We start from the raw sequence: 18,648 nt of genomic DNA on the forward strand, positions 1-18,648 counted from the left end.
CGGCGGTGAACTACGACGTTTCGGCCGTGGAGCGGCGGCACATCCTCGGCCGCACGCGGTCGGTGACGGTGATCGGCGCGTCGGCCAACCCGGCGCGGCCGAGCTACTTCGTGGCGACGTACCTGACTTCGTCCACGCGGTACGAGGTCAACTTCGTGAACCCGCGCCTCGACACGCTGCTCGGCAAGCGCGTATACCCGACGCTGGCCGACGTGCCGGGTGAGATCGACCTGGTGAGCGTGTTCCGCAAACACGACGACCTGCCACAGGTGGCCGAGGAGGTCATCGCGGCGGGCGCCCGCACGTTGTGGCTGCAGCTGGGCCTGTGGCACGAGGAGGTGGCCGACCGCGGCCGCGAGGCCGGGCTCGACGTGGTGATGAACCGCTGCGTGAAGATCGAGCACGCGCGCTTCGCCGGCGGCCTGCACTTGGCCGGCTTCAACACAGGCGTGATCAGCTCGCGGCGCCAGGCCGCCCCTTAACGGACGGCCAACGGCACCACGACCACCGCGGCGATCAGCACCACGAACCCGCCGATCGCCACGGGGTTGCCGAAGTTCAGCGTCCAGCCGAGCCCGAACCGCTTGGGCACGAACACCGCGTGGTCGGCGCGGTTGACGTAGAGCAGGCCGCCTTTCCAGAAGCGGTCGTCGTCGCGTTCGACGGCGTCGCGGGGCGGCTCTTCGTCGGTCTCCAGGCGGCTGCCGCCCTGGCCGTAGCGGACGGCGAAAACCAGCAGGCCCGCGACACCCACCACCGTCGGCAGGATGATCGGCACCACCGAGACCGACGCCGGAGCCGACCAGATCTGGCCCGCCGCCAGGGCGATCGTCAGGTTGACGCACGCGCCGAACAGCAGCAGCAGACGCGGCATGGCCTCGGTGAAGCGCCGGTGCTGACTGGCGCTGGCCTTCGGGCGCGCCGGATCGAGGTCGGGCCGCAACCGCGGGGCGACGTAGGCCAGCGCGGAGAACAACACCGTGAGCCCGGCCTGCACGAACACCAGGCCGAACGCGCTGCCCACCGACTTCGCGGCAGTGCGGTCGGGGGTGCCGGACGCGGTGTAGTGCAGCGTCAACGTCGCGGGCAGGTCCGGGTAACGCACCACGCCGACCACGACGGTCGCGGCGAGCACCAGGACCGCCGGGACCGCCCACAGCCAGGGGAACGGCGGCCGCGTGACGCGGGAGGTGTCGGCGCTGACCGTCTGGCGCAGCCCCCGGAACCAGTCCTCGCGCCGCTTCGCCGAGCGGATCACGGCCCGCGCCCGCACATACGCCGGCGTGACGACCCCCAGTAGCGCCACGACCACGAGCACCGGCACCAGGACCTTCTGCACGACCACGCCCACGATGAGCCCGGCGGCCACCAGCGCGGTCCCGGCCACGCCCACCCACCAGCGGTAGATCCGCCGCTGCTCGGCGATCAGCGGGTCGGCCACCCGCGCCGCCGGCACGCGCACCCCGAACGGCACCGTCGGCTTCGCCACCGACGGCATCACCCACGCACTGGCCAGCAACAGCATCGGGGCCAGCAGGTCCTGCAGCACGATCACCCCGATCACGCGCGCACCTCCTCGAACGCCCGCAGCGTCGTCTCGCAGTGGCCGAGGACTTCTCGTTCGGTGAGCCCGTGGGCGATCGCCTCGGCCAGCAGCGTCTTCAGCCGCGCCTGCCAGTCGGCCGCGAAATCCGCGGTCGAGGCCCGCTGCACCACCGCGCCGCTTTTGCGGGTGATCAGCAGCAGCCCCTCGCGCCGCAGCTGGTCGTAGGCCTTGTTCACGGTGTGGAAGTTGATGCCGAGGTCCACGGCGAGCTGACGCGTCGAGGGCAACGGGTCGCCGTCGGCGAGCTCGCCGGCCGCGATCGCCTCGACCACGCGGTCGTGGATCTGCTGGTAGATCGGGACCTCGCTGGTGAGGTCGACGTCGAGGATCATCGGTGCTCCGGGAAGGTGCGCAGGGCGGCGGCCGCGGTGGTGCCACTCGCGACCAGCACAGCCGCGGTGAGGAACGCGGTGAGGCTCTTTGACCTGTTCTACAACTCATAGAACAGACACGCAAGCCGCGCCACCCAGGCCTGCGCGAACACGCCACGCCGGCGCGCAGGCGACACCTCGTGAAACCGCGTCGGGTCCGAGCGCCGGAGATCTGCTCGGCGGCAGCCTCGCCGGTCGCCGGACCGACCCGACCCCGGCCCGCGTACGGCCGCGCAAGCCGCGCCGCCCGTCGCGGTCCGCAGCCGGGGCGCCACACTCCGCCAAGTCGCCCGATCATGGCCGGTCCTGCCTCGAGGGGCTGGTCAGGCCCGTGAGAAGGTGGCGGCATGGCCAAACCGACCCCGCTGCAGATGCGCAACGCCCTGGCCGCCGTGTTGATGGCGGCGGGGTTCATCTGGAACGTCGTGACCGGCGGACCGTGGTGGCTCGGCGCGATCTTCGCCGTCGGCACGCTGCTGTCGTGCGCCTCGATCTACCTGAACCGGCCCGGCGCGAACTCCTAGAACCTCACGCGGTCGTTTCGGTGAAGCGTGTCGTGACGGCTTCGCGGCCGCGTTTGGTTAGTTCGCCGTAGAGGCGCAGGCGGGCGAGGCCGCCGTCCGGGTAGATATCGAGGCGGGCCTCGCTGATCTGCGGGCCGTCTTCGAGGGCGAAGCGGTGGCGGGTGTCCGGCTGCAGGCGAGTGCGGGGAAGCAAAGAAACCCAGTCGCCGTCGTCGAGGCGGCCGGAGATCGCGGCCCAGCCCGGTGCGTTGCCCTTGAGGTTGCTCGTGTCGACCTCGGCGAAGCGGACGATTCCGGCGCCGGCGAGGCGCACGGTCACCCAGTCGTTGCCGTCGTCGCGGCGGCGCGCGGTTTCCCAGCCCTCGGCCTGGTGCGCGGCCAGCCCGGGTGTGAACAGGTTGCTGGGCGACGAGTAGAACATGTTGCTGCAGCCTGTGACGACGCCGCCGTTGGCCAGCGCGGCGAGATCGAGCGAGCGCGGGTCCAGCAGCGCCGGGTCGGGCACCGGCGAGCCGTGCACGCGCAGGCGGGCCACGCCGCCGTCCGGGTGCTGGGTGAGGCGGACGTGGGTGAACCGCCTCGAGGAAGCCACCTTGAAGAAGTTCTCCGAGTCACCCAACACCGGCTTGTGGTCGACCAGCTTCTCCCAGTCCACTTCGGACAGTTCGGCCGCGCTCGGGTAACCGGGCATCGACACCGCTTCCACCGACACGAACGGCGGGTAGTTGCCTTTGAAGAACGCCGTGTCCACCACCACGCCCGACACCACACCGGCGACACCGAGGCGCAGCACGGCCTGGTCGTCACCCGGTTCGCGGTGCCGGCGCGTCTCCCAGCCGTCGTAGACCTGGCCCTTCGGACCGAACGTCTCGGCCCGGTGCGCGGGGCGCCACGGGTTGACGAGGTTCTCCTTCTCGGCGAACAGCTCGTCGCTCGCCCACATCACCGTGCCCCCGAACACGCGGGAAGCGAGGTCCGGCTGGGCTGTCCACTCGGGACGGTCGTGCGACACGTGGTCCTCCATCTCTAGCAGTTCCCCCTGGTCAACAGCTCTCCCCGCGGCTCGTCACCGGTCACCGGCGAACCCCGCAGCCACGTACCGCGCACCACGCCTGCCAGCGGCCGCTGGTCGTACGCGCTCACCGGGTTGCGGTGCTTCAGCGCGGCGACATCGACGACGAACGCCTCGTCCGGCGCGAACACGGAGAAGTCCGCGTCGTAGCCCACGGCGAGGTGGCCCTTGCGCGTCATCCCCACCTGCGCCGCCGGGCGCTCTGCCATCCACCGCACCACGTCCGCGAGGCCGAACCCGCGTTGGCGCGCCTGCGTCCACACCGCCGGCAAACCCAGCTGCAGGCTGGAGATCCCGCCCCACGCGAGGCCGAAATCGCCGGTGTCGAGGCGTTTCAGCTCCGGCGTGCAGGGCGAGTGGTCGCTCACGATCGTGTCGATGACGCCGTCGGCGAGGCCCTGCCACAGCAGTTCCCGGTTGGCCGCCTCCCGGATCGGCGGGCAGCACTTGAACTGCGTGGCGCCGTCGCGGATCTCCTCCGCCACGAAACTCAGGTAGTGCGGGCAAGTCTCCACCGACAGCACCACGCCCTCGCGGCGGGCGGTCGCGATCAGCGGCAGAGCGTCCGAAGAGGACAGGTGCAGCACGTGCGCGCGGGCGCCGGTGCGCCGGGCCGCCTCGATCACGTGCGTGATGGCCAGGTTCTCGGCGCCGCGCGGGCGCGAGCCGAGGAAGTCGGTGTACTTCTCGCCGTGCGGGTCCGGCGCGGCGTCGATCGCCTCGGAGTCCTCGGCGTGCACGATCATCAGCGCGTCGAACGAGGTCAGCTCACGAAGCGCCGCCTCCAGGCCCGCGGCGTCGAGCGGTGGGAACTCGTCGACGCCCGAGTGCAGCAGGAAAGACTTGAACCCGAACACCCCCGCGTCGTACAGCGGACGCAGATCGCTGATGTTGCCGGGGATCGCGCCGCCCCAGAAGCCGACGTCCACGTGCGTGCGCCCGGAAGCCGCCTTGCGCTTCACCTCCAGCGCGGCGACGTCGACCGTCGGCGGCAGGCTGTTGAGCGGCATGTCGACGATCGTCGTGACCCCGCCTGCCGCGGCCGCGCGCGTCGCGGTCTCGAAGCCCTCCCACTCGGCACGGCCGGGGTCGTTCACGTGCACGTGGGTGTCCACGAGTCCCGGCAGCAGCACCTCGTCGGCCGAGAGCTCGACGACGCGAGCACCCGGCAGGTCGACGATTCCCCGCTCCAGCACGACAATCCGGCCGCCGTCGACCCCCAGCGTCGCGGGGCCCTCACCGGCCGCCGTCACCGCACGTGCGGCGCGCACCACGAGATCCATCTGCGGGCACACTCCTTCTCCCGTCGACGAGACCGACGGTTTGTTTCACAGTACGGAAAGACTCTTTCGCCAACCGAGATTAACCACGACGCTCTCGCCTCGTCAACGCCTCGCCCTCCACGTTACGGTCACCAGGTGGAGCTAGAAGCCGAGTTCACCAGCGAACCCTTCCAGGGCGAGGGCGCCCCGCCGGAGCACGCCGTGCGCGCTCGCGACGCGGCGCGCGACGCCGGACTCGACACCGACTTCGGTCCACTCGGCACACTCGCGCGCGGCCCGGCCGACCAGCTGATGAACTCGTTGCCGGCCATCGCGCGAGCCGCCCTCGAAGGCGGCGCTACGCGCGTCACGGTCCAGCTGCGCCGCACGGACGAACCCGGGCCGACCCCGCCCGTCGAGCTCAACACCGCGCTGGCCCGGCTCATCGCCGACGTCGAGCGCGAGCTGGGCGCGAAGCTCGGCGACCTCGACCGCCCGGACAAGCAGCGGGCGGTGCGGCTCCTGCGCGAACGCGGCGCGTTCAGCCTTCGGAAATCAGTGTCCGCGGTGGCCGAGGCGCTGGGCGTCACGCGCTTCACGGTCTACAACTACCTCAACCGGGAAGTGGACTGACCAGCACGTTCAACAAAATGTTGACGGCGACGCGGGGGCGCCGTACCGTCGGCAGGCACCAGCTCCCCCGCAGCGAGGAGATCCCGTGCCACTCGCACTCGCCGAGTTCAACACCGCCGACGCCGCCGACTTGCGGCCCGCGCTCACGGCCTGCCTGGCCGTGCCGCGCTGGGTCGACGCGGTGCTCGCCGGCCGGCCGTACGCGGACTTCGACGCGCTCCTGACCACCGCTGAAAAAGCCACTCCCCTGCACCGCGACGACGTGAGCGCCGCCATCGCCGCCCACCCGCGGATCGGGGAGAAGCCGACGAGCGAGGGCGCCGACGCCGAGTGGTCGCGCTCCGAACAGTCCGGTGTGGACAACGCCGACGAGTTCGCCGCCGCCAACGCCGAGTACGAAGCCCACTTCGGCCACGTGTTCCTCGTGTGCGCCGGCGGCCGCACCGGCACCGAACTGCTCGCGAACCTGCGGTCGCGGCTGGGCAACGACCCCGAGACCGAACTCGACGTGGCGGGCGCGGAGCTGGCGAAGATCGCCGCGCTGCGCCTGCGGAAAGCGATTGACGCATGAGCTTGGTGACGACGCACGTCCTCGATACGGCAGCGGGCAAACCCGCCGCCGGCATCGCCGTGCGCTTCGAACGCGCCGACGGCAGGCCGCTCGCCGAGGGCGTCACCGACGACGACGGCCGCGTCCGCGACCTCGGCCCCGAGACCCTCGAACCCGGCGTCTACCGCCTGGTCTTCGACACCGGCGCCTACCTCGGGCCCGAAGCGTTCTTCCCTGACGTCACCATCGCGTTCCGCATCACCGACGGCGCCTCGCACCACCACGTGCCGGTGCTGCTGAGCCCGTTCGCCTACTCGACCTACCGTGGCAGCTGAAAGGGAGCTGACTGTGGGAATCTCCTTGGGCCCCAACCAGTACGGCAAGGCAGAGGTCCGCCTGGTCACCGTCCGCCGCGACGGTCCGGTGCACCACCTGCGCGACCTCACCGTGTCCACGGCCCTGCGCGGCGACCTCGCCGCGACGCACCTGACCGGCGACAACAGCGCCGTGCTGACCACCGACGCGCAGAAGAACACCGTCTACGCGTTCGCCAAGCAGCAAGACGTCGGCGAGATCGAGGACTTCGCGCTGCGCCTGGGCCGGCACTTCGTGGCCACGCAGGAGGCGATCACCGGCGCGCGCATCACCGTCGCCGAGCACGCCTGGGAACGCATCCCCGTCGACGGCCGGCCGCACGACCACGCGTTCAGCCGCTCCAGCGGCGAAAACCGCATCACCACCGCGACCGTGCACGCCGACCGCGCGTGGGTGGTGTCCGGTGTGGACGGTCTGACCGTGCTCAAGTCCGGTGGCTCGGAGTTCCACGGCTTCCCACGCGACGAGTACACGACGCTCGCGGAGACCGACGACCGCATTCTCGCCACCGCTGTCACCGCACGCTGGCGCTACGACGGCGACCCGGCGGCCACCGACATTGATTGGGCGAAGAACCACCAGGAGATCCGGCGAACGCTGCTTCAGGCGTTCGCCACGAAGCACAGCCTGTCGTTGCAGCAGACCCTGTACACGATGGGTGAGGCCGTGCTGCTCGCACGGCCCGAGGTCGCCGAGGTCCGGCTTTCCCTGCCGAACAAGCACCATTTCCTCGTCGATCTGAGCCCCTTCGGCCTCGAGAACTCAGGCGAGGTGTTCTACGCCGCCGACCGCCCGTATGGCCTCATCGAAGGCACCGCGGTCCGCGACGAAGCCGAAGAGCCCGGCCCGGCCTGGACCGACGCCGTGCTCTAGCCCCGAATCCCCACCGGGAGAGCACATGTCAGAACGAGCTACCCGTCATCCCGTCGATGTGCGCCCGAAGTGGCCACAGCTCGTGCTCGGCGGAATCCAGCACGTGGCGGCGATGTACGCCGGCGTGGTGGCCCCGCCGCTGGTGATCGGCGCGGCCGTCGGGCTCTCGCCCGGGCAGCTGAGCCTGCTCATCAGCGCGTCCCTGTTCACCGCCGGCCTCGCCACGCTCCTGCAGACGCTCGGCGTGTGGCGCTTCGGCGCGCGGCTGCCGCTGGTCAACGGCGTCACGTTCGCGTCCGTCGCGCCGATTCTGTCGATCGCGCAGCAGCACGCCGGCAACGCGCTGGGCGTCGTCTACGGCGCGACGCTCGTCGGCGGTGTGTTCGTGGTGCTGGCCGCGCCGTTCTTCTCGAAGCTCACGCGGTTCTTCCCACCGGTGGTAACGGGCACCGTCATCACGCTCATCGGCGTCTCGCTGCTGCCTGTGGCCGTGCAGTGGATTTCCGCGCAACAGCCGGCGGCGCGGCCGAGCGGACTGCTGCTGGCGGGCGTCACGTTGATCGCGGTGCTGGTGTTCACGCGGTTCCTCAAGGGTTTCTGGAGCCGGATCGCGCTGCTGTTGGGCCTGGTCGCCGGAACGTTGCTGGCGTGGCCGCTGGGCGAAGTCGACACGTCGACACTCGAGCAGGCGCCCGTGTTCGGCATCGCCACGCCGTTCCACTTCGGCGCGCCGGTGTTCGACATCGCGGCGATCGTCTCGATGCTCATCGTGATGCTCGTGGTGATGGCCGAGAGCACGGCCGACCTGCTGGCGCTCGGCGAGATCGTCGGACGGCCGACCACGAGCCGGACCCTGGCCGACGGCCTGCGCGCCGACGGGCTCGCCACCGCCGTGAGCACCGTGTTCGGCGGGTTCGCGTGCACGCCTTCGCGCAGAACATCGGGCTCGTGTCACTGACACGGATGGTCAGCCGGTACGTGGTCGCGGCCGGCGGTGTGGTTCTGGTGGTGCTCGGCGCGCTGCCGGTGACGGGCGGAATCGTGGCGCTCGTGCCGCAGCCGGTACTCGGCGGGGCCGGGCTGGTGCTGTTCGGCAGCGTGGCGGTGAGCGGCGTGCGGACGCTGGCGAAGGCGTCGTTCGAGCATCCCGGCAACGTCGCGATCGTGGCCGCGTCGCTGGGCGTGGGCCTGATTCCCATCGCGGTGCCGGGTTTCTACTCGGGATTTCCGGCGGCGCTGCAGGTGGTGCTGAACTCCGGCATCAGCGCGGGCTGCCTCACGGCCGTGGTGCTGAACCTCGTGTTCGGCGAACGGTTGATAGAACGCTCTACCGCCCCGGAGCTATCCTCGGTGCCGTGACAGGCACGAAGGACCGCATCCTGGCCGCGGGCGCGGAGCTCTTCCGCCGCGGTGGCTACACCGGCACGGGCGTGAAGCAGATCGTCGAGAAGGCCAGCGCGCCCTTCGGCTCGCTGTACCACTTCTTCCCCGGTGGCAAGGAACAGCTCGCCGAAGAGGTCATCCGCACGTCGGGGATGGAGTACGCGCAGCTGTTCGACGTGTTCATCTCGCCGGCGCCGGACCTGGTGGCGGGCATCGAGGCGTTCTTCGCCTCCGGGGTTACCACGCTGATGGAGACGGACTACGTCGAGGGCTGCCCGATCGCCACGGTGGCTTTGGAAGTCGCGACAACGAGCGAACCCCTGCGCCAGGCGACGGCCGACGTGTTCACCGCGTGGATCGACGCGGGGACGGCTGGGTTCGCGGCGTTCGGGCTGCCGGCGGAGCAGGGGCGGGTGCTGACGATCGCGTTGATCACCAGCCTGGAGGGCGCGTTCGTGCTGGCGCGGTCGATGCGTTCGCCGGATCCGATGGCCGTGGCGGGCGCCGCCGTGGTCGACGTCGCCCGCCGGCTGCTGACGGACCTCGACGACGACGGGCATCGGCGGTAGGGGGTGTCAGTCCGGGCAGCCGGTGCGGGCGAGGACCCCGTGGCCCTGGACCACGGTGGTGGGGCCGAGGTCCCGGGGATCGACGGACAGCCGGGCCGCGATGTCGTCGGCGTCGCACTTGTCGGGCAAGTTGTACTCGGCTTGCAGCTGCCGGTAGCGATCGTGGAACTTCAGCGACAGTTCCTTTCCCACGTACGACCGGACGTTGTCGTCGAAGGAACCGTCGGGCCACGGATTGTCCTCGTGCGGCAACCTGAAACCCGCCTCGCCCGGATGCGGCGGCCCGATCTGCTCCTCCGGCACCATCAGGTCGTACCAGCGGATGACGGTCCCGTGCTCCGCGATGAACCACGACGTCGTCGAGTCGCCGTGGCTCCTCAGATACAGGTGCGTCGCGCCGAACCGCCGGCTGAGCGCGGCGCACCGGTCCCTCCGCACGATCCGGTGGGCGGCCTCATCAGCCCACATCTGCTTGACGTCGTAAGGGTCTTCGACGCCGTCGGCAAGCGTGCCGTGAAAGTCCTCCGCCGGCTCGCCGAACACCAGGGTCCAGCCGTTCAGCACCGGGCTGACGTAGACCACCGAGCACCGGCCGTGGTCCTGCCCCCAGTTCAGCCGTTGGTACCACCAAGCCAGCCGGCCCATGCGCATCGTCACCGGCACCGGGGCCGACAGGCCGAACGCGTCCAGCACCGCCGCCTGGTCAGTCGTCGGCAGGGCGTACCAGAACTCGCACGCGTTCAGGGGCAGCGGCTGCTCCGCCGGCAGCAAAGCTGGGTCGAACGGTTCGCCCAGCGTGGCGAGCACGGCCAGCGCCGCCTCCCGCAACGAAGGCGACGCCAGCGCCTCGCCTACCGCGGCGAGGCCTCCGCCCTGAAGTTGCGCAGGGGAAGCGGGGTGTAGTCGCCGTCGGTCGCGATCTCGGCCAGGAGCTCGGCAACGCCCACGTGCCGAACTTATCGGATCGTCAGCGGTAGTCGGGCGTCCAGCGGGCCCGGCGGACCGTTTCGGCGAGGTCGTCGTTCGCCGCGGCGACGCCGTCCTGCACGGCTTGCTCGGCCACGGCCGTGGCGATCCGCGTGGCGACCTCCGGCACGTCTTCCCACGCCGGCAGAAGTGGTTCGTCCGGGTCGTTGAGCGCGGGTGACGCTTCGCCGAGTGTCTTCGCGGCGACGCGCATCATCGCGTCGGTCACGCGCGTGGCGCCGACGGCCGTGACGGCCAGGCCGATGGCCGGGAAGATGTAGACGTTGTTGCACTGCGCGACGCGATGCTGCTTGCCGTCGCGCGCCACCGGTGCGAACGGCGAGCCCGTGGCGACGAGGGCGCGGCCGTCGGTCCACTCGTCCAGCTCCCGCGGAGTCGCCTCGGCCCGGCTGGTGGGGTTGGAGAGCGGGAAGATGATCGGCCGGTCGGTCTTGGCGGCCAGCTCGCGCACGATCTCCTCGGTGAACGCGCCCACCGCCGTCGAGAGTCCCAGCAGCACGCCGACGTCGACGTTGTGCACGACGTCGGCCAGCCCGGCGCCGGTCCAGCCTTGGGTTTTGGCGGCCGGCTGCGCGAAGCGGCGCTGGCCTTCCGACAGGTCGGTGCGGTCGTCGGTGAGCAGGCCCGCGATGTCGACGACCCAGATCCGCTCGGCCGCTTCGGCGTCGGACAGGCCCTGCGCCACCATCTCCTGGCGGATCATCTCCAGCACGCCGATACCGGCCGAGCCCGCGCCGAGCATCACGACCTGCTGCTGGGACAACGGCCGCCCGGCCACCTTCGCCGCGCCGTGCAGCGCCCCGACCGCGACGGCGGCGGTGCCCTGGATGTCGTCGTTGAAGGTGAGCAGGCGGTCGCGGTAGCGCTTGAGGATCGGCTGGGCGTGCGCGGTGGCGAAGTCCTCCCACTGCAGCAGCACCTCGGGCAGCTCTTCGCGCACCGCCGTGACGAAGTCGTCGACGAACGCGTAGTACTCGTCGTCGCCGATGCGCCGGTGGCGCCAGCCCAGGTACTGCGGGTCTTCGAGGCTCTCGACGTTGTCGGTGCCCACGTCGAGCATGATCGGCAACGTGCGCGCCGGGTCGATGCCGCCGATAAGCGTGTACAGCGACAGCTTCCCGATGGGGATGCCCATGCCGCCGATGCCCTGGTCGCCCAGCCCGAGAATGCGCTGGCCGTCGGTGACCACGATGACGTCGACCTCTTCGCGGGGCCGGTTCCGCAGCACTTCGCGCAGGTGCTCCCGGTCGGGGTAGGCCACGTACAGGCCCCGCGGGCGGCGGTAGATCTCGCTGAAGCGCTGGCACGCCTCACCGACGGTGGGCGTGTAGACGATCGGGAGGGTTTCCTCCAGGTGCTCGGCGAGCAGCCGGTAGAAGAGCGTCTCGTTGCGGTCCTGCAACTCACGCAGGAACACGTGCTTGTCCAGATCGGCGGGCTGGCGCGCGAACTCCTGGTAGGTGTGCGCCACCTGCTCGCCGATCGTCTTCTCGGCGAGGGGGAGGAGGCCGAGCAGGCCGAGTCGGCGCCGCTCGTCGTGGGTGAACGCCGTGCCTTTTGTGGTGAGCGGGTTGAAAAGGCGGTCGTGTCCGCGGTCCGGCATGCGCGCTCCCCCGTCTGATCCACATCGGACGTTCCGCGTCGACTCAACCACTGCGCCGCGTCGCCCGCCAGCCCGCCATTCACCAACCGGACACCACGGCACGGACCGCGTTCTCCGGCTCGGAACCGGCAATCTTGGCCCCGAGCGCGGCCCGCAGCGCCGCGGCGGCCTGCTCGAAAACCGCCAGCGAGGAATACCCGAGATCAACGCCGACGGGTCCACGGTCAGCGAGCCCGGCGACCACGCCGTGCCGCGGGAGGTCGATGATCCTCAGGTTCCCGTCAGGTGTTCCGGCCGGACCGGCACCCGGGTGAGCGCCAGGCCCGTCGCGGCGCGGATGGCGGCGACGATGGCCGGGGTGGAGGAGATGGTGGGGGGTTCGCCGACGCCGCGGAGGCCGTAGGGGGCGTGGGGGTCGGGGCGTTCGAGAACGTCGATGGACATCGGGGGCATGTCGAGGACGGTGGGGATGAGGTAGTCGGTGAAGGAGGGGTTGCGGACGCGGCCGGCGTCGACCTGGATTTCCTCCATGACGGCGAGGCCGAGGCCTTGGGCGGAGCCACCCTGGATCTGGCCGAGGACGGCTTGCGGGTTGAGGGCGCGGCCGACGTCCTGGGCGCAGTCGAGCGCGACGACCTTCACCAGGCCCAGCTCCACGTCCACGTCGACCACGGCGCGGTGGGCGGCGAAGCCGTATTGCACGTGGGCGACACCCTGGCCGGTGACAGGGTCGAGCGGATAAGTCGGGCGGTGGCGCCATTCGACCGTTTCGTCGAACGTCGAGGACCCCAGCACCGACGCGAGATCCGCCAGCACCACGCCGTCGGACGCGACGAGCTTGCCGCCGGCTACCCGCGTGGAAACAGGCAGGCCGGCGTGGGCCATGAGGCGGGAGCGCACAGCAGCGGAAGCGGCCTGCACGGCGCCGCCGGTCACGTAGCTCTGGCGGGACGCCGACGTGGAGCCGCCGTTGCCGATGGAGGTGTCCATGGGCAGCACGGTCACCTGCTCCACGCCGAGCTCCGTGCGCACGATCTGCTGCATGATCGTCACGAGCCCCTGCCCGACCTCGCACGCCGCGGTGTGCACAGTGGCCGCCGGCTCGCCGCCGACGAGTTGCAGGCGCACGCGCGCGGTGGAGTAGTCGTCGAAGCCCTCGGAGAAGCAGACGTTCTTGATCCCCACGGCATACCCGACACCCCGCACCACGCCTTCGCCGTGCGTGGTGTTGGAGACGCCGCCGGGCAGGTGGCGGAGGTCGAACGAGCGCGAAGCGGGCAACGGCCTGGCGCGCAAGCGTTCCAGCAGCTCGGCGACGGACGCGGCCGAGTCCACGACCTGGCCCGTCGGCATCACGGCACCCTCGGTCATCGCGTTGCGGATGCGCAGCTCGACCGGGTCGAGGCCGCACGCGGCGGCCAGCTTGTCCATCTGCGACTCGTACCCGAAAGCCGCCTGCACCGCGCCGAAGCCGCGCATCGCGCCGCACGGCGGGTTGTTCGTGTAGGCGCCCCAGCAGTCCACCGCCACGTTGTCCACTGTGTACGGTCCGACGCCGAGCGTCGCCGCGTTGGCCACCACCGCGCCGGTTGACGACGCGTACGCGCCGCCGTCGAGGAACAGGCGCGCGCGGACGTACATGAGCCGGCCGTCGGAGGTGGCGCCGTGCTCGTAGTACATCTTCGCCGGATGCCGGTGCACGTGGCCGTAGAAGGATTCCTCGCGGTTGTAGACCATCTTCACCGGCTTGCCGGTGTGCAGCGCGAGCAGGCACGCGTGCACCTGCATCGACAGGTCCTCGCGGCCGCCGAAGGCCCCGCCGACGCCGCCGAGCGTCAGCCGCACCTTCTCGACCGGCAGGCCGAGCGCGGCGACGATCTGCTGCTGGTCGACGTGCAGCCACTGCGTCGCGACGTACAGGTCCACGCCACCGACAGTGTCGGGCACCGCGAGCCCCGACTCCGGGCCGAGGAAGGCCTGGTCCTGCATGCCGACCTCGTACACCCCGGACACCACGACGTCGGCCCGCACGTCCTCGGAGCCACGGCGGATCCGCACGTGGCGCACCACGTTGCCGTCCGGGTGCAACGACGGGCCCTCTCCGCGCACCGCCGCCTCGGAACTGGTGACGGGCGACAGCTGTTCGTACGTCACCTTGATCCGCTTCATCGCCCGCCGCGCCGTCTCCGGGTGGTCGGCGGCGACGAGCGCCACGGGCTCCCCCTGGTAGCGCACGACGTCGTCGGCCAGCACCGGCTGGTCGGCGTGCTCCAGCCCGTAGCGGTTGACGCCGGGCACGTCCTCATGGGTCAGCACGGCGTAAACCCCTTGCACCGCAAGCGCTTGCGTGAGGTCGATCCCGGTGATCCGCGCGTACGGGTGGGGGCTGCGCAGGGTCGCGCCCCACAGCATGTCCTCGTGCCACAGGTCCGAGGAGTACGCGAACTCGCCGCGCACCTTCACCGTGCCGTCGGGCCTCGGCGCATCGGCCCCGACGCCGTTGGTGGTGCCGGTGGCCTGCGAAGTGGTGGTGGTCGTCATCGGTCCTCCCGCAGCCGGGCGCTCGCGGCGGCCAGGTCGCGGGCGATCGCGGACTCGTCCTCCTCATGCAGCGCGCCGTGCTCCACCACGGTCCGGCCGCCCACGAGCAGTCGCGCCAACGGTGGGGTCGCGCCCAGCACGAGCGCGGCGACCGGGTCGGTGATGCCCGCGTACTCGAGCCCCGACAGGTCCCACACGGCGAGGTCACCGAGCTTGCCGGCCTCGATCGAGCCCAGCTCGGCGTCGCGGCCGAGGCAGCGCGCGCCGCCCAACGTGGCGAGCCACAGCGCTTCCCGGGTGGTCAGCGAGGTCGGCCCGCCGCGTTGCCGAGCCTGCAGCAGCGCCTGGTGCAGCTCCTCTCCGAGGCCGCCGGACTCGTTGGACGCGGCGCCGTCGACCCCGAGGCCCACGGGCGCACCGGCGTCCAGGAGGTCCCGCACCGGGGCGATGCCCGCGCCGAGCCGGCCGTTGGACGTCGGGCAGTGCGCCGAGCCCGTGCCGGTGGCGCCGAAGCGGCGGATCGCGTCGAGCGAGAGGTGGATGGTGTGCGCGAGCCAGACGTCGCCCGCCAGCCAGCCGAGCTTGTCCGCGTACTCGGCCGGCGTGCAGCCGACCTCGGCGAGGCACTGGCGTTCCTCGTCGAGCGTCTCGGCCAGGTGCGTGTGGAGCCGCACGCCCTTGCGGCGCGCCAGGTCCGCCGCGCCGGTCATCAGCCGCTCGGTGACGGAGAACGGTGAGCACGGGCCGACCGCGATCCGCAGGCGTGCGTCGGGCGACGAGTCGTGGAACCGGTCGATGACCGCCTCCGTGCCGACCAGCGCGGCGTCGGTGCCCTCGACGAGGTTGTCCGGCGGCAGCCCGCCGTCGGACTCGCCGCGGTCCATCGAGCCGCGCACGAGGTGCAGCCGCACGCCGACGCGCTGGCGGGCCGCGACGAGCGCCTCGACCTGGTCGCCGCCGTCGCGCGGGAAGACGTAGTGGTGGTCGGCCACGGTCGTGCAGCCGGTCAGCGCGAGCCGCGCCATCCCGGCGGTGCCGGCGGCGTGCGTGATCTCCGCGTCGAGGCGGCTCCACACGGGGTAGAGCGCGACCAGCCACTCGAACAGCGTGTGGTCGGCCGCCATCCCGCGCGTGGCCCATTGGTAGAGGTGGTGGTGGGTGTTGACCAGGCCGGGCGTCACGAGGCAGCCGGACGCGTCGACGTGCTCCTCGGCGTCGCCGGTGAAGGTGCCTTCGCCGACTTCGGCGATCACGCCGTTGTCCAGGAGCACGTACCCCGAGCCGTATTCGGGGCCGCTGACGGTGGCGATCGCGGCGTTCTCGACGACCGTCCTCATGCGACACCACCCTTCACGGCGCCGCCCTTCACGACAGCGGCGGCGCGGACGGCGTCGAGGATCTTCTCGTACCCCGTGCACCGGCACAGGTTCCCGGCCAGCGCCTCGCGGATCTCCTCGTCGCTGGGCTGCGCCACGCGGTTGAGCAGGTCGTGGGCCGCGACAACGAGACCGGGCGTGCAGAAACCGCACTGCACGGCGCCGTTGTCCACGAAGGACTGCTGCACGGGATCCAGCTTGTCGCCGTCGGCCAAGCCCTCGACGGTCCGGACCGAGTGGCCCTCGACCTGGCCGGCCGCCACAAGGCACGAGCACACCGGCACGTCGTCGAGGTACACCGTGCAGGATCCGCATTCGCCCTGCTCACAGGCGTTTTTCGAGCCCGGCAGGCCGAGCCGCTCGCGCAGCACGTAGAGCAGGCTCTCGCCTTCCCACACGTCGTCGGCCTCGCGGGCCTCGCCGTTGACGGTCACGTTCACGCGCACGTGCGCTCACTCCCCCGGTGTTCGTCCCAGGCCCAGGTCAGCGTGCGCCGAGCGAGCACGGCCAGGGCGTGTTTTCGGTAGTCCGCGCTGCCGCGGACGTCGTCGATCGGTGCGGCGGCCTCGGCGACGAGCTCGGCGAAGCGCCGTTTGAGCGAGTCCGCCAACGCCGTGGGCGCGTCCCACGGCAGCTCGGCGGCCAGGAACTCCTCGGCCGCGCGGGCCCGGCGCGGGGTGGGTGCGGCGGACCCGACGGAGGCGCCCACCTGGCGCTGCGAAGGCCGCAGGTTCACCGCGAAGGAGCAGACGGCGATCACCATCGCGTTGCGCGTGCCGACCTTCGCGAACTGCTGCGGACCCGCGTGCGCGGGCAGGTGGACGGCGGTGATCAGCTCGTCGGGCTCCAGCGCGTTGCGCTTCACGCCGAGGTAGAACTCCTCCGCCGGCAGCACGCGCGTGCCCCGGACGGACGCGACCTCCACGCGCGCGCCGAGCGCGAGCAGCACCGGGTGCGTGTCGCCGGCCGGTGACGCGGCGCCGAGGTTGCCGCCGACCGTGCCGCGGTTGCGGATCTGCGGCGAACCGACCGTGCGCGAGGCCATCGCCAACGCGGGCAAAGGTTCACCCAGCTCGGTGATCACGCGCGAATAAGACACGGCCGCGCCGAGCCGGACGGTCCCGTCCGAAGTGGACCACTCCGCCAGCTCCGCGACGCCGGTGAGATCGAGCAGCGCGGCCGGGCGGCGGTGGTCGAAGTTCAGCTCCACCATCACGTCCGTGCCACCGGCGATCGGTACCGCGTCGGGCCGTTCGGCCTTCACGGCCAGCGCCTCGGCCAGGTCGGCGGGTCGCAGGAAATCCACGCTCGAGCTCCTCCCCACGGGCTGATGTCCCAGTACACGCCGAACGCGCCCGCGCGGCAACGGTGCCCCGCCATGAAAGCCGTCCCAGCGGAAGACCACCCGTTTGTGCTTTCCTACAAGCCTGATGACGACCGTGAGAACCCTGCTGGGCCTGCCCGGCCTGCGCCCGCACCCGAGCACTGCCGAGGACCTGCTCGACCGCGCCGTCACGCGGATCTACGTGACCGAGCTGCCCGACCCGGGCCGCTACCTGACGGCGGGTGAGCTCGTGCTGTCCGGGCTGCTGTGGTGGCGCGCGCCGGGTGACGCCGAGCCGTTCGTGGCGGCGCTCGCGGCCGGGGGCGCCGCCGCGTTGGCCGCGTCGGGCGCCGACGCCGGTGGCATCCCGGAAGACCTCATCGACACGTGCGCGCGCCACGGCGTCCCGCTGCTGGAGGTACCGCCGGACCTGTCGTTCGCCGTGGTCACCGAGCGCGTGGTACTCGCCCTCGCGGCCGCCGCCGATGGAGCGCGCAAACGCTTGCTCACCGCCGCGGCGGAGGACGCGCCGCTGGAACACCTGCTGGCCCGCGCGGCCGAGGAGCTCGGCACGGCGTGCTGGGTCCTCTCGGGCGTGCCCCGCGTGGTGGCCGGCACGGGGCCGCTGCCGGTGTCGGCGGCCGAGCCCGTGCGCCAGTTCGCCGCCGCCCGCGCCCGGCCGACGGCGGCCGGCGGCCTGACCGTGCTGCCGGTGGAGAGCCGCCACGCGGTGCCGTGGCTGCTCGCCGTGGACGGACCGCTGAGCACCGCGCAGACCGAACTCGCCGAGGAATTGGCCGGGCTCGTCGGGTTGGCTCGCGCGCGGTCGCGTCCGTCGCCGGCGCCGCTCGGCGGGAACGTCCGCGCGGTCGCCCTGCGGACCGAGGACAGCGCCGAGGCCGACGACGTCCTCGCCGAACTCCTGGCCACCACCGGGAAAGCCGTCACACCGACCGGCAGCCGCGACCACACCGAGGCGCTCGCCCTCGTCGCCGACGACGGCTCGTGGCCTGCCGGCTGGGCCGACGACGCGGTGACCGCTCTGTCCACAGTGGAACCCCTGCTGCGCGCGACGCGGATCCTCGCCGGTGTCAGCGATGCCGTGCCCGCGGCGGAATCACGCGGCGCGTTCGAGGTGGCGCGCCACGCGCTTTCCCTTGCGGCGGACCGGGAAGGCGACGTGGTGGTCGTGCCCGCCGCCGCGCTCGGCGTGCACCAGCTCCTGCTCGCCGGCACGTCCACCGACCTGCGCGCCGCGTTGCGCCGGCGCCTGCTCGGGCCACTGCTCGACTACGACGCCGAGCAGCACTCCGACCTCGTGCGCACCGTGCGCGTGTTCCTCGAGTGCTCCGGCTCCCCCACGCGCGCGGCGAAAACCCTGCACATCCACGTGAACACCCTGCGCTACCGCATCGGCCGCGCCGCCGAGCTGCTCGGCGTGGACCTCACGGACTTCGTCGCGCAGGTCGACGTCTACCTGGCGCTGGTTTCGGAGTCCTGAAGCCGGGAAGGGGCGCCCGGGGGATAAAGGGGGGGCCGTACCCGGCCCAAAGCGCCCAAAAAACCCCCCCCTTTGCAAACACCGCGGGGGGGGGCGGC

At 71.7% G+C, this 18,648-nt stretch carries 19 protein-coding genes and 1 pseudogene; 9 read left to right on the forward strand and 11 right to left on the reverse strand.

Translation table 11 applies throughout. The annotated features are described in order from the left end of the window. The first annotated feature begins 5 nt into the window (after positions 1–5). Entirely contained in the window at positions 6–482 is a 477-nt protein-coding gene (locus tag AB0383_RS33820) for a CoA-binding protein (RefSeq protein ID WP_366189472.1), read from the forward strand. Here AB0383_RS33820 and AB0383_RS33825 read toward each other — a convergent pair. Both AB0383_RS33825 and AB0383_RS33830 read right to left on the reverse strand, forming a co-directional pair. Further along, positions 479–1,564, reverse strand: coding sequence for a DUF5808 domain-containing protein (locus AB0383_RS33825; RefSeq protein ID WP_366189466.1), 1,086 nt, complete (start codon positions 1,562–1,564; stop codon positions 479–481). The two genes, AB0383_RS33820 and AB0383_RS33825, sit on opposite strands and share 4 nt — an antisense overlap. Then, on the reverse strand, positions 1,561–1,938 hold the full coding sequence (locus tag AB0383_RS33830; RefSeq protein ID WP_364182881.1) for a GntR family transcriptional regulator: 378 nt from the start codon (positions 1,936–1,938) through the stop codon (positions 1,561–1,563). Before AB0383_RS33830 ends, AB0383_RS33825 begins: the two co-directional genes overlap by 4 nt. A gap of 386 nt (positions 1,939–2,324) precedes the next feature. Between AB0383_RS33830 and AB0383_RS33835 the strand changes: the two genes are divergently transcribed. Next, the gene (locus AB0383_RS33835; protein WP_220237786.1) at positions 2,325–2,501 is read left to right on the forward strand and encodes a hypothetical protein; all 177 of its coding nucleotides are present in this window, start codon (positions 2,325–2,327) and stop codon (positions 2,499–2,501) included. Between the two features lie 4 nt (positions 2,502–2,505). Here the strand turns inward: AB0383_RS33835 and alc are convergent, their stop codons facing one another. Together alc and allB are read right to left on the reverse strand one after the other, a co-directional pair. Then, the gene (gene alc / locus AB0383_RS33840) at positions 2,506–3,525 is read right to left on the reverse strand and encodes an allantoicase (RefSeq protein ID WP_366189467.1); all 1,020 of its coding nucleotides are present in this window, start codon (positions 3,523–3,525) and stop codon (positions 2,506–2,508) included. Positions 3,526–3,527: 2 nt separating this feature from the next. Continuing rightward, positions 3,528–4,856 (reverse strand): allantoinase AllB, encoded by a 1,329-nt coding sequence (gene allB / locus AB0383_RS33845; RefSeq protein ID WP_364182887.1) that lies wholly within the window; start codon positions 4,854–4,856, stop codon positions 3,528–3,530. Positions 4,857–4,991: 135 nt separating this feature from the next. Between allB and AB0383_RS33850 the strand changes: the two genes are divergently transcribed. The 6 genes and pseudogenes from AB0383_RS33850 to AB0383_RS33875 all read left to right on the forward strand — a co-directional run bounded on the left by AB0383_RS33850 (position 4,992) and on the right by AB0383_RS33875 (position 9,218). Continuing rightward, entirely contained in the window at positions 4,992–5,468 is a 477-nt protein-coding gene (locus AB0383_RS33850; protein ID WP_364182889.1) for a helix-turn-helix domain-containing protein, read from the forward strand. An 85-nt stretch (positions 5,469–5,553) separates the two neighbouring features. Next, positions 5,554–6,039: a 2-oxo-4-hydroxy-4-carboxy-5-ureidoimidazoline decarboxylase gene (gene uraD, locus AB0383_RS33855; RefSeq protein WP_366189468.1), complete on the forward strand. Its 486-nt coding sequence runs from the start codon at positions 5,554–5,556 to the stop codon at positions 6,037–6,039. After that, a complete protein-coding gene (gene uraH, locus AB0383_RS33860; protein WP_366189469.1) occupies positions 6,036–6,353 on the forward strand; it encodes a hydroxyisourate hydrolase in 318 nt (105 codons plus the stop codon). The genes uraD and uraH overlap by 4 nt, the downstream gene beginning before the upstream one ends. Positions 6,354–6,366: 13 nt before the next feature. Beyond that, positions 6,367–7,266 (forward strand): factor-independent urate hydroxylase, encoded by a 900-nt coding sequence (gene pucL / locus AB0383_RS33865; RefSeq protein WP_364182898.1) that lies wholly within the window; start codon positions 6,367–6,369, stop codon positions 7,264–7,266. Between the two features lie 25 nt (positions 7,267–7,291). Then, positions 7,292–8,625, forward strand: a pseudogene (locus tag AB0383_RS33870) (nucleobase:cation symporter-2 family protein). Beyond that, a complete protein-coding gene (locus tag AB0383_RS33875) occupies positions 8,622–9,218 on the forward strand; it encodes a TetR/AcrR family transcriptional regulator (protein WP_364182901.1) in 597 nt (198 codons plus the stop codon). Before AB0383_RS33870 ends, AB0383_RS33875 begins: the two are co-directional and overlap by 4 nt. A 6-nt stretch (positions 9,219–9,224) precedes the next feature. Here AB0383_RS33875 and AB0383_RS33880 read toward each other — a convergent pair whose 3' ends face one another. The 7 genes from AB0383_RS33880 to AB0383_RS33910 all read right to left on the reverse strand — a co-directional run bounded on the left by AB0383_RS33880 (position 9,225) and on the right by AB0383_RS33910 (position 17,031). Further along, the gene (locus AB0383_RS33880) at positions 9,225–10,046 is read right to left on the reverse strand and encodes a hypothetical protein (RefSeq protein ID WP_364182904.1); all 822 of its coding nucleotides are present in this window, start codon (positions 10,044–10,046) and stop codon (positions 9,225–9,227) included. Positions 10,047–10,185: 139 nt separating this feature from the next. Then, a complete protein-coding gene (locus tag AB0383_RS33885; RefSeq protein ID WP_364182907.1) occupies positions 10,186–11,808 on the reverse strand; it encodes an NAD-dependent malic enzyme in 1,623 nt (540 codons plus the stop codon). A 79-nt stretch (positions 11,809–11,887) separates the two neighbouring features. Continuing rightward, the gene (locus AB0383_RS33890; protein ID WP_364182910.1) at positions 11,888–12,052 is read right to left on the reverse strand and encodes a hypothetical protein; all 165 of its coding nucleotides are present in this window, start codon (positions 12,050–12,052) and stop codon (positions 11,888–11,890) included. A 26-nt stretch (positions 12,053–12,078) separates the two neighbouring features. Then, a complete protein-coding gene (pucD, locus tag AB0383_RS33895) occupies positions 12,079–14,349 on the reverse strand; it encodes a xanthine dehydrogenase subunit D (RefSeq protein WP_364182912.1) in 2,271 nt (756 codons plus the stop codon). Further along, complete coding sequence (locus tag AB0383_RS33900) at positions 14,346–15,686, reverse strand: 8-oxoguanine deaminase (RefSeq protein WP_364182914.1); 1,341 nt, start codon at positions 15,684–15,686, stop codon at positions 14,346–14,348. The genes pucD and AB0383_RS33900 overlap by 4 nt, the downstream gene beginning before the upstream one ends. Beyond that, positions 15,683–16,171: a (2Fe-2S)-binding protein gene (locus tag AB0383_RS33905; protein ID WP_364182916.1), complete on the reverse strand. Its 489-nt coding sequence runs from the start codon at positions 16,169–16,171 to the stop codon at positions 15,683–15,685. The genes AB0383_RS33900 and AB0383_RS33905 overlap by 4 nt, the downstream gene beginning before the upstream one ends. Beyond that, complete coding sequence (locus AB0383_RS33910) at positions 16,162–17,031, reverse strand: xanthine dehydrogenase family protein subunit M (protein WP_364182919.1); 870 nt, start codon at positions 17,029–17,031, stop codon at positions 16,162–16,164. Before AB0383_RS33910 ends, AB0383_RS33905 begins: the two co-directional genes overlap by 10 nt. Positions 17,032–17,155: 124 nt before the next feature. On the opposite strand from AB0383_RS33910, the gene AB0383_RS33915 reads away from it, so the two are divergent. Then, positions 17,156–18,550 (forward strand): helix-turn-helix domain-containing protein, encoded by a 1,395-nt coding sequence (locus AB0383_RS33915; protein ID WP_364182921.1) that lies wholly within the window; start codon positions 17,156–17,158, stop codon positions 18,548–18,550. Positions 18,551–18,648 lie beyond the last annotated feature (98 nt).

The organism is Amycolatopsis sp. NPDC051373 (assembly GCF_040689465.1).
In the GTDB taxonomy this organism is placed as follows: Bacteria; Actinomycetota; Actinomycetes; order Mycobacteriales; family Pseudonocardiaceae; genus Amycolatopsis.